The organism is Streptomyces sp. NPDC126499 (genome assembly GCF_040302485.1).
GTDB lineage: Bacteria > Actinomycetota > Actinomycetes > Streptomycetales > Streptomycetaceae > Streptomyces.
In genome coordinates, this window is sequence record NZ_JBEOUO010000022.1 from 110,288 (window position 1) to 120,912 (window position 10,625).

Genomic DNA, 10,625 nt, shown 5'->3' on the forward strand with positions numbered 1-10,625 from the left:
CTTGTGATCTGTGGGGGCTGCAAGCTCGCCCGGCGCGGCGTGGGGGCGGCGGCCCCCGCCGCACCCCTCCCCGGAGCACCCATGACCCGCCGCCGCCCCCTCCTGCTCACCCTCGCCGTCACCGCCGTCGCGCTCGCGGGCTGTGCCGCGCCCGTGGCCGAGGCGCCGAAGGGCCCCACGGTGCCGGCCCCGCGGATCTCGGTGACCGCCGCCCCCGCACCGGCGGCGCAGCTCGCCACCACCCCGATGCCGCGCTCGAGGCCCGTACGGGTACGGGTGCCCTCGGCCGGCGTCGACGCCGCGCCCCTCCTCGACCTGGGCCTCAACCCGGACGGCACCGTCGAGGTCCCGACCGTCGCCCAGGCCGACCGGATCGGCTGGTACGACAAGGGCGTCACGCCCGGCGAGACCGGGCCGGCCGTGCTCATCGGGCACTACGACACCGCCGAGGGCCCCGCCGTCCTGCGGAACGTGGGCCGGATCCACGTCGGCGACCGGATCACCGTGACCCGCGCCGACGGCAAGGACGCCGTCTTCCGGGTGCGCGAGCTGGAGCAGGTCGACAAGAAGGCGTTTCCACGCGGAAGGTCTACGGCGACACCACCCGCCCGGAGCTGCGGCTGATCACCTGCGGCGGCGAGCTCGTCGGCGGCCACCGGCCCGACAACATCGTCGTCTACGCCGACCTCGTCACCGCGGGCGCGTGAACGCTGAGGCAGAATCGGGCGCATGACGACGTCCGAGCCGCCTTCCGCACAGCCCTCCGAGCCCGACCGCAAGGAGCAGGTGTTCCGCTCGCGCATGGGGATCGCCGGCGGGGTCTTCCTGCTCGGTCTCACCCTGCTCTTCGGCGTCGACACGCTCGTCCGCGGGGAGGGCGACGACCCCTGGGTGGCGCTCGCGACGATGTTCCTCCTCGTCCCGCTGATCGTCGCCTTCACCATCCGGCCCGCCGTCCACGCCGACGACCGGCGGCTGCGCGTCCGCAACCCCTTCCGCACCATCACCCTGCCCTGGGGCACGATCGCCGACATCCGCGCGAGCTACTCCAGCGAGGCCTTCACCCAGGACGGCGCCAAGTACCAGCTCTGGGCCATCCCGATCTCCCTGCGCCAGCGCAAGCGCGCCGCCCGCCGCGCCGCCACCGCCTCCCAGGACGACCCGCTCGGCCGTACCTCGGCCACCGCCGACGTCACCGACACCGCCTCCCGCGTCGCCTCCGCCGACCAGACCGTCGCCGATCTGCGCGAGCTGGCCGAGCGCCTCGGCAAGCGGCCCGAGACGCAGGGCGAGCCGCAGATCCGGTGGGCGTACGAGATCCTCGCGCCGGCCGCCGCCGGACTCGTCCTGCTCGTCGTCCTCCTCGCCCTGCGCTGAGGCCGCCGCGCGCCGAGGCCCGGCCGCGCGCCGAGCCGCCGCGCGCCGAGGCGCCGCAGGGGAACTGCCGAGGCGCGGCCGCGCGCCCGGCCCCGGCCGAGGCCCCGCCGCGCGCCGGTGCCCCGCGCCCGGCCCCGGCCGAGCCCCCGCCGCACGGCTCACGGCTCACGGCTCACAGCGCGCGGCTCACGCCGTACGGCTCACGGCTCGCAGCGCGCGACTCACGCCGTACGGCTCACGGCTCGCAGCGCGCGACTCACGCCGTACGGCGCGCGGCTCACGGCGGGCCGTGCCACACCAGGAGCATGTAGCCCCCCAGCCACGCCGACGACAGCGCCGCGCCCCCGAGCACGAGGGCGGCCACCGGGAGCCGCGCCCGGGCCACGGCGACGGCCACGGGCAGCAGCAGCGGAAAACCCGGCAGCAGGAAGCGGGCCCGCGGGAAGTACACGCCCCCGCTGCCCAGGACCACGAGCAGCAGCACCCCGGTGAAGACCAGCAGCGGCAGCGGCTGACGGTCCGCCACCGACAGCACGTACAGGGCCGTGAACAGGATCAGGACCACCGAGACCGCCACCAGGAACAGCTGCGGCCGGCGCGCGTACACCAGCAGCTCCCGCAGCACCTCCAGGGTTCCCAGGCCGCCGTCCCACTCGTTCTCCCACGTCCGCTGCACCGCGAAGTAGCCGTCCCAGCGGCCGAGCCGCAGCCCCACCCACCCCACGAAGCCCAGCCACCCCAGCGGCGCCGCGAACGCGGCGGCCAGCGCCACGGCACGGTCCCGGCCCGCGCACCGGCGGGCCGCGACCAGGGCCGCGACCGACACGGCGGCCGCCACGGCGATCCCGGTCGGCCGGGTGAGCCCGGCCGCCACCGCGAGGCCCGCCGCCCACTCCCAGCGGCCGTCCAGGGCCGCGTACAGCGCCCAGGCCGCCAGCGCCGTGAACAGCGACTCCGTGTAGCCCATCCACTGCACCACCGCCGCCGGCGCCGCCCCCCACAGCACCGCCAGCACCGCGCCCGTCCGCGGCCCGTGCAGCCGGTCGCCGACCGCGAACACCCCGAGCGCGGCCAGCAGCGAGCACACCCCCGCGAGCACCAGGGCCACCGAGGCGCGCGAGCCCGGGGTGACGGCAGCGAAGGCCTTGATCAGGACCGGGTAGAGCGGGAAGAACGCCAGGTTGTTGTGGTTGGTGCGGGTTCCGAGCTCGTGGTCGTAGCCGTGGTCGGCGATCCCCAGGTACCAGTTCGAGTCCCACGAGGTGGCGATCGTCGGCCAGACCCCGTGCCCTTTGAGGTGCGTCCAGCGGGCCAGGACGACCAGGCCGAGGAGCCGTACCGCCAGATAGCCCAGCAGGGCCGGGACCGCCCGCCGCAGCAGCCCGGGGCGGGGGCCGGGCACGGGACCGCGTCCGACGGGAGCGGAGGGGCGCGGGATCAGCACCTGGGACACGGAGGACACCGGGTCACCCTGTCCCCGGCCCCGCGGGCACGGACCGCGCGTTACGTCACCTGCCGTACCGAATTCACCCGGAAGGGGAAGCGGCGGGAGGAAATCCGGACAGCGCCCACGAGCGCCCACGAGGGGCCCCGGGGACCGCCCCGGACAAGGCCGAGGGCCCGTACGGAAACGATTCCGTACGGGCCCTCGGCCTTGTCCGCGCCGCGCGCCCGGCCTCACAGACCGGCGGCCTCCGCCAGGTCCTTCTTGATCGCGGCCAGCACGTCGGACGCCGTGGCCCGCGCCGTCCCCAGCTCGCTCGCGTCCGCGACCGGGACCACGACCTCCAGGTAGCACTTCAGCTTGGGCTCGGTGCCGCTCGGCCGGACGATCACCCGGGCCTTGTAGTCGCCCTCCAGGTAGTAGCGCAGCCCGTCCGTCGGCGGCAGCGACTCCGTACCCTTCGTCAGGTCCTCCGCCGAGACCACCGTGAGGCCGGCGAGCCGGACCGGAGGCTTCTCGCGCAGCGCCGCCATCGCGTTCGCGATCACGCTCAGGTCCTCGACCCGCACCGACAGCTGGTCCGTGGCGTGCAGACCGTGCGCCACCGCCAGGTCGTCGAGCAGATCGCCGAGCGTGCGGCCCTGCTCCTTCAGCTCCGAGGCCAGCTCGGCGACGGCCAGCGCCGCCGTGATGCCGTCCTTGTCGCGCACGCCCTCCGGGTCGACGCAGTAGCCGAGCGCCTCCTCGTAGCCGTACCGCAGGCCCTCCACGCGGGCGATCCACTTGAAGCCGGTCAGCGTCTCCTCGTGGCCGACGCCCGCCGCCGCGGCGATCCGGCCGAGCAGCGAGGAGGACACGATCGACTCCGCGAACACGCCCCGCGCACCCTTGTGCACCAGGTGCGCGGCGAGCAGCGCGCCCACCTCGTCGCCGCGGAGCATCCGCCAGCCGCCCTCGACGGAGGCGTCCGGCACGGCCACGGCGCAGCGGTCGGCGTCCGGGTCGTTGGCGATCACGATGTCGGGGCCCACGGCCCGCGCGGCCTCGAAGGCCAGGTCCATCGCGCCCGGCTCCTCCGGGTTGGGGAACGCGACCGTCGGGAACGCCGGGTCCGGGTCCGCCTGCTCGGCGACCAGCGCCGGCGGCGGGAAGCCGTGCCGGGCGAAGGCGGCCGTCAGGACGTCCTTCCCGACGCCGTGCATGGCCGTGTAGACGGTCCGCACGCTCCGGGGGGAGCCGGGGGTGAGCACGGCGTCCGTACGGGCCAGATAGGCCTCCAGGACCTCGTCGCCGAGCACCTCCCAGCCGCTGTCCGGCCGGGGCACGTCGGCGAGCGCGCGGACCGCGTCGATCTCGGCGGCGATCTCCGCGTCGGCGGGCGGCACGATCTGCGAGCCGTCACCCAGGTACACCTTGTAACCGTTGTCACGCGGCGGGTTGTGGCTCGCGGTCACCTCGACGCCCGCGACGGCACCCAGATGCCTTATCGCGTACGCCAGGACGGGCGTCGGCAGCGGGCGCGGCAGCAGCGCGGCGCGCAGCCCGGCGCCGGTCATGACGGCGGCGGTGTCGCGCGCGAAGTCGGCGGACTTGTAGCGGGCGTCGTAGCCGATGACGACGAGACCACCGGTCTGCCCCTTCGCCTTCAGATACGCGGCGAGTCCGGCGGCCGCGCGGATGACCACCGCGCGGTTCATCCGCATCGGGCCCGCGCCCAGCTCGCCGCGGAGTCCGGCGGTGCCGAACTGCAGGGTGCCGGCGAAGCGGGCGGCGAGCTCGTCGCGCGCGGCGGCGCCGCGGTCGAGGAGCGCGCCGAGCTCCTCACGGGTCTCCGGGTCGGGGTCCTCGGCGAGCCACGCCTGGGCGCGGGTGAGGAGGTCGTCCTGGGTCACGGTGCGTGTGCCTTTCGGTGGAGCGGGGCGGTGGAGCCGGGCGGTGGACGGGGCGGGCGGTGGCGGAGGAGGCCGCCGCTGCGCGGAGCCTTTCCCCACCCCGCCCCTTCCCGTAACCGCGGGCTCCACCCCGAGGCCCCCGCGCCTCGGAAGAGGACACGGCCGTCGAACCGTACGGGGGCCGGGCCGGAGCCCCGGTCACGGGGCACCCGGAGGAACGGTGCGGAGGACTCAGATGCGGTCGAGGACCCGCGTCAGCAGCTCGCCCATCCGCGCCGCCGAGTCACGGCCGGCCTGGAGGACCTCCTCGTGGTTCAGCGGCTCGCCGGAGAGGCCGGCCGCCAGGTTGGTGACGAGGGAGATGCCCAGGACCTCGGCGCCGGCCTCACGGGCCGCGATGGCCTCCAGGACGGTGGACATGCCGACCAGGTCGCCGCCCATGACGCGGACCATGTTGATCTCGGCCGGGGTCTCGTAGTGCGGCCCGGGGAACTGGACGTAGACGCCCTCCTCCAGGGTCTCGTCGACCTCCTTGCACAGCGCGCGCAGCCGCGGCGAGTACAGGTCGGTGAGGTCCACGAAGTTGGCGCCGACGATCGGGGAGGCGGCCGTCAGGTTGATGTGGTCGCTGATCAGGACCGGCTGGCCGGGGCGCATGCCCTCGCGCAGACCGCCGCAGCCGTTGGTCAGGACGATCGTCTTGCAGCCGGCGGCGACGGCGGTGCGGACGCCGTGGGCGACGGACGCGACGCCACGGCCCTCGTAGAAGTGGGTGCGGCCGAGGAAGACCAGGGCGCGCTTCTCACCGATCTTGTACGAGCGGATCTTGCCGCCGTGGCCCTCGACGGCCGGCGGCGGGAAGCCGGGCAGCTCGGTGACCGGGAACTCGGCCTCGGGCGCGCCCAGGGCGTCGACGGCCGGGGCCCAGCCGGAGCCCATGACCAGGGCGACGTCGTGGTTCTCGACTCCGGTCAGCTCGCGAAGGCGTGCTGCGGCGGCCTCGGCGGCCTCGTACGGGGTGGCAGTAGCGTTCACTGACTCTCTCGCCTCGGGGAGGGGGGTCCGAGGGAAGCCCCGGACGGATTTGATACGCGCAGAAGCCTAGCCCGAGAATCCCTACGCGCGTAGATGACAGCGCGCACGGAGCTGCGATCGTTGTCTTGTCGTTTCCGACGAACGTCGGATGAGCGACCCGGCGAGCGCCGTGCACGACCTGGCGAAGGCGGATGAGCGCCCGGCCCTCGAAGCCCCGCGAAGGCCGGGTGAAGGGCCGACGAAGGCGTCTCCGACCCGGACCGGACCCCGTGCTCCCGGGGCCGGGGCCGGTCAGCACGGACGCTTGCGCAGCTCCATCACGTAGTCGTGCGGCGCCCCCGCCGACTCGGCCGCGTCCGCGACCTCGCCCAGATAGCGGGCCGAGGGCAGCCCGCCCTCGTACGCGTTGAGCACGTACACCCACGCCGGCTCCTCGCCGTCCAGGGTGTGCACCCGCACCCGCATCCGCCGGTAGACGTCGAGGCCGACGCCCTCCCAGCGGTCCATCGAGTCCTCGTCCATGGGAGCGATGTCGTACAGCGCCACGAAGACCTGCGAGCGCGGCGCCTCCACGATCGTGGCCAGCGCCCCCTCCCAGCCCATCTGCTCCCCGCCGAAGGTCAGCCGCCAGCCGTTCAGCCAGCCCGTGCCGCGCAGCGGCGAGTGCGGTGCGCGGCGGCTCATCAGCCGCGCGTCGAGGTTGCCGGCGTAGGCGGCGTAGAGCGACATGGGGTCGAGGGTACGGGAGGGGGCGGGGTGGCCGGTGACGCCCGTGGTGGGGGCCGTGGTCAGGGCCGTGCGACCCGGCCGCAGGGCCTTGGGACGGCCCCGGCGCGAGACTCGCCCGTACGTACGGGACAATGGGGTACGCACTTGAGGCGTGCGGGACAATGGCGTACGCACTGCAGCCCACGGGGGGCTCCCCCCGGCAGAACGAGAGCGCGAGGCGTAGATCCCAGTGACCCGGATCGTGATCATCGGCGGCGGACCCGGCGGATACGAGGCGGCCCTGGTGGGCGCCCAACTCGGCGCGGAGGTGACCGTCGTCGACACCGACGGCCTCGGCGGCGCGTCCGTCCTGACCGACTGCGTGCCCTCCAAGACCCTGATCGCCACCGCCGAGGTGATGACCACCTTCGACTCCTCCTACGAGGAGCTGGGCATCATCGTGGCGGACGACACCCCGCACATCGAACAGTCGGCCCGGGTGGTCGGCGTGGACCTGGGCAAGGTCAACCGCCGTGTGAAGCGGCTCGCGCTCGCCCAGTCGCACGACATCACCGCCTCCGTCACCCGGGCGGGCGCCCGCGTGCTGCGCGGCCGCGGCCGGCTCTCCGGGCGGCAGGCGACGGACGGCTCCCGCCAGGTGGTCGTCACGGCCGCCGACGGCACCGAGGAGACGCTGACCGCCGACGCCGTCCTGATCGCCACCGGCGGTCACCCGCGCGAGCTGCCGGACGCCAAGCCGGACGGCGAGCGGATCCTGAACTGGACCCAGGTCTACGACCTGAAGGAGCTCCCCGAGGAGCTCATCGTGGTCGGTTCCGGCGTCACCGGTGCCGAGTTCGCCGGCGCGTACCAGGCGCTCGGCTCCCGGGTCACCCTCGTCTCCTCCCGTGACCGCGTGCTCCCGGGCGAGGACCCGGACGCCGCCGCGGTCCTGGAGGACGTCTTCCGCCGCCGCGGCATGAACGTCATGGCCCGGTCCCGCGCCGAGTCCGCCAAGCGGGTGGGCGACCGGGTGGAGGTCACCCTTTCCGACGGCCGGGTCATCTCCGGCACCCACTGCCTGATGGCCGTCGGCGCCATCCCCAACACGGCCGGAATGGGTCTGGAGGAGGCCGGCGTCCGGCTCAAGGACTCCGGTCACATCTGGACCGACAAGGTCTCCCGGACCTCCGCGCCCGGCGTCTACGCGGCCGGTGACGTCACCGGCGTCTTCGCGCTCGCCTCGGTGGCCGCCATGCAGGGCCGGATCGCGATGTACCACTTCCTCGGCGACGCGGTGGCCCCGCTCAACCTGAAGACGGTCTCCTCCAACGTCTTCACCGACCCGGAGATCGCCACCGTCGGCTACACCCAGGCCGACGTGGACGCCGGCAAGATCGACGCCCGGGTCGTCAAGCTGCCGCTGCTGCGCAACCCCCGGGCGAAGATGCAGGGCATCCGGGACGGCTTCGTCAAGATCTTCTGCCGTCCGGGCACCGGGATCGTGGTCGGCGGCTGTGTCGTCGCCCCGCGCGCCAGCGAGCTGATCCATCCGATCTCGATCGCGGTCGACAACAATCTGACCGTTGAACAGATCGCAAATGCTTTCACTGTGTACCCCTCCCTGTCGGGCTCGATCGCGGAAGTGGCACGGCAGTTGCACACCCGAAAGACCACGGCCGAGGCCTGAGGTCCCGTACGGCCACCGGCCCCACCTGCGGGAACGGTTCGCCGACTCGGACAACCCCCGGCAAGCCGGGGCATAGCCATGGCGAAGAGCGGATCAACGGCGGGGTCCTCCATACCACCTGGGGACCCCGCCTGTGTGCATCTTCTGCAATTCGGCGCATAGTGCTGAAAACTATCGGCGGGTCACGTTACTGTCAGTTTCGTGTTCGCTGCAGAACGTCGCCAGTTGATCCTCGAAATGGTGCGTGCCAATGGAGCCGTGTCGCTCCGCGAGCTCGCCCGCGTCGTCCAGACCTCAGAAGTGACCGTACGGCGGGACGTGCGGGCGCTTGAGGCAGAAGGACTCCTCGACCGCCGGCACGGCGGTGCGGTGCTGCCGGGCGGGTTCACGCGAGAGTCCGGCTTCCCGCAGAAATCCCATCTCGCGACCGCCGAGAAGACCGCCATCGCCGATGTCGCCGCGAGCCTCGTCGACGAGGGCGAGGCCATCGTCGTCGGCGCCGGCACCACCACGCAGGAACTGGCCCGCCGGCTCGCCCGGGTGCCCGGCCTCACGGTCGTCACCAACTCGCTGCTCGTCGCCCAGGCCCTCGCCCACGCCAACCGGGTCGAGGTCGTCATGACCGGCGGCACCCTGCGCGGCTCCAACTACGCGCTGGTGGGCAGCGGGGCCGAGCAGTCGCTCCAGGGGCTGCGGGTCTCCCGCGCCTTCCTCTCCGGCAGCGGACTGACCGCCGAGCGCGGCCTGTCCACGTCCAACATGCTCTCCGCGAGCGTGGACCGGGCGCTCGTGCAGGCGGCGGCGGAGGTCGTGGTCCTCGCCGACCACACCAAGCTCGGCACCGACACCATGTTCCAGACGGTGCCGACCGACGTGATCACCCGCCTGGTCACGGACGAGCCGCCGCCCCACGACGAGCGGGCCGCCACCGAGCTCCAGGCCCTGGCCGACCAGGGCGTGCAGATCGCGGTGGCCGGCGCCGGCGCCCCGACCCACGGAGGCGAGCAGCAGCACCCCCCGAGCGGCGGCCGCCCGCGCCGTGACCTCCCGCTGCCGGGGCAGCGCGGCCGGATGCCGGGCGGCCAGTTCCGCGGCGGCCCGGGCGGACCGGGTGGCAGCCCGCTCACGAGCGAGGTCCTGGCGCCCGAACGACCGGCACGCGTCGCGGACATGCGCCGCCGCTGAGGGAGGGGGGCAGGGGGACGGGGGCGGGGCAGCCCTCAGGTCGTACGGTCAGGTCTTCAGGCCCCGTACGGTCACGACTTCAGGCCCCGTCTGGTCCTGTCCTCAGGCCCCGTACGGTCAGGTCTTGAGGCCCCGTCTGGTCCTGTCCTCAGGTCTCGTACGGTCCTGCCCTCAGGCCCCGTACGGTCAGGTCGAGCAGCCGGTCGGCCAACTCCGGGTCCTCCGGGGAGCGTTCGGCGGCCAGGGCGATGGCGTTGGTGAGCTTCATCAGGTCGCCGATCGACACGTCGGAGCGGACGGCACCCGCCTCGCGGGCACGGTCGAGCAGCGGAGCGCCCGCCGCCCGTAGCGGCTCGCTGCATCCCGCGAGGGCCGAACTCCCGTCGGGGGCCGCGGACATGAGGGCGATGGACAGCCCCCGGTACTCGCCCGCGTGGGCGATCAGAGTGCGCAGCCAGCTGACGAGCGCGGCGCACGGGTCGGGAGCCTCGGCCAACTCCGCCGAGCGGCGCAGCAGCGCCGCGAGAGCGTCCTGGAAGACGGCGCCGAGCAGCGCCTCCCGGCTGGGGAAATGCCGGTAGAGGGTCCCGATGCCCACTCCGGCGCGGCGGGCGATGTCCTCCAGGGAGGCGTCCGTGCCGTGCGCGGCGAAGGCGGCGCGGGCCTCGGCCAGCAGTCGCGCGTGGTTGCGGCGTGCGTCGGCGCGCATCCGAACTCCTTCCGCCGATGTCCGGGCTGGATGTCACGAAGGGCCCGCAGGCGGTGGATGCCTGCGGGCCCTTCGTACCGTACGCGTACCGTACCGGTGCCGGACGTCAGTCCTTGATCTCGCAGATGGCGGCGCCGGAGGTGAGGGAGGCGCCGACCTCGGCGGTGAGGCCCTTGATCGTGCCGGACTTGTGGGCGTTGAGGGGCTGTTCCATCTTCATGGCCTCCAGGACGACGATGAGGTCGCCTTCCTTGACCTCCTGGCCTTCCTCGACCGCGATCTTGACGATGGTGCCCTGCATCGGGGAGGCGAGGGTGTCGCCCGAGGCGGTCGGACCGGACTTCTTGGCCGCCCGGCGCTTCGGCTTGGCGCCCGCCGCCAGGCCCGTGCGCGCGAGGCTCATGCCGAGCGAGGACGGCAGGGAGACCTCAAGGCGCTTGCCGCCGACCTCGACGACGATGGTCTCGCGGCCGGTCTCGTCCTCTTCCGCTTCGCCGCCCGCGGGGGTGAAGGGCTTGATGTCGTTGACGAACTCGGTCTCGATCCAGCGGGTGTGGACGCGGAACGGGTCGGCGGTGAAGTCGG

10 protein-coding genes are annotated in these 10,625 nt (G+C 73.8%); 4 read left to right on the plus strand and 6 right to left on the minus strand.

The window, feature by feature from the left end; genetic code table 11:
• The coding region (locus ABTZ91_RS27275; RefSeq protein WP_352079887.1) for a sortase domain-bontaining protein at nt 1-624 on the plus strand (624 nt) is incomplete at its 5' end.
• Nucleotides 625-729: 105 nt separating this feature from the next.
• Complete coding sequence (locus tag ABTZ91_RS27280; protein ID WP_352079888.1) at nt 730-1,377, plus strand: PH domain-containing protein; 648 nt, start codon at nt 730-732, stop codon at nt 1,375-1,377.
• A gap of 277 nt (nt 1,378-1,654) precedes the next feature.
• Here ABTZ91_RS27280 and ABTZ91_RS27285 read toward each other — a convergent pair whose 3' ends face one another.
• From ABTZ91_RS27285 to ABTZ91_RS27300, 4 genes are all read right to left on the minus strand, one after another.
• Nucleotides 1,655-2,830 carry a mannosyltransferase family protein gene (locus tag ABTZ91_RS27285; protein ID WP_407078033.1) on the minus strand — a complete coding sequence of 392 codons (1,176 nt, stop codon included), beginning with the start codon at nt 2,828-2,830 and terminating at the stop codon, nt 1,655-1,657.
• Between the two features lie 224 nt (nt 2,831-3,054).
• Nucleotides 3,055-4,713, minus strand: coding sequence for a phospho-sugar mutase (locus ABTZ91_RS27290; RefSeq protein WP_352079889.1), 1,659 nt, complete (start codon nt 4,711-4,713; stop codon nt 3,055-3,057).
• Nucleotides 4,714-4,944: 231 nt separating this feature from the next.
• Nucleotides 4,945-5,748: a purine-nucleoside phosphorylase gene (locus tag ABTZ91_RS27295; protein WP_345486060.1), complete on the minus strand. Its 804-nt coding sequence runs from the start codon at nt 5,746-5,748 to the stop codon at nt 4,945-4,947.
• 291 nt (nt 5,749-6,039) lie between these two features.
• Nucleotides 6,040-6,477, minus strand: coding sequence for a gamma-glutamylcyclotransferase (locus tag ABTZ91_RS27300; protein WP_345486059.1), 438 nt, complete (start codon nt 6,475-6,477; stop codon nt 6,040-6,042).
• A 229-nt stretch (nt 6,478-6,706) separates the two neighbouring features.
• Here ABTZ91_RS27300 and ABTZ91_RS27305 point away from each other — a divergent pair, with 229 nt between their 5' ends.
• Together ABTZ91_RS27305 and ABTZ91_RS27310 are read left to right on the plus strand one after the other, a co-directional pair.
• Nucleotides 6,707-8,146, plus strand: coding sequence for an NAD(P)H-quinone dehydrogenase (locus ABTZ91_RS27305; protein ID WP_352079890.1), 1,440 nt, complete (start codon nt 6,707-6,709; stop codon nt 8,144-8,146).
• Between the two features lie 237 nt (nt 8,147-8,383).
• The gene (locus ABTZ91_RS27310) at nt 8,384-9,331 is read left to right on the plus strand and encodes a DeoR/GlpR family DNA-binding transcription regulator (RefSeq protein WP_407078034.1); all 948 of its coding nucleotides are present in this window, start codon (nt 8,384-8,386) and stop codon (nt 9,329-9,331) included.
• 148 nt (nt 9,332-9,479) lie between these two features.
• Here the strand turns inward: ABTZ91_RS27310 and ABTZ91_RS27315 are convergent, their stop codons facing one another.
• Both ABTZ91_RS27315 and ABTZ91_RS27320 read right to left on the minus strand, forming a co-directional pair.
• On the minus strand, nt 9,480-10,040 hold the full coding sequence (locus tag ABTZ91_RS27315; RefSeq protein WP_352079892.1) for a helix-turn-helix domain-containing protein: 561 nt from the start codon (nt 10,038-10,040) through the stop codon (nt 9,480-9,482).
• Between the two features lie 106 nt (nt 10,041-10,146).
• A partial coding sequence (locus ABTZ91_RS27320) for a biotin/lipoyl-containing protein (protein WP_352079893.1) occupies nt 10,147-10,625 on the minus strand: 479 nt, incomplete at its 5' end.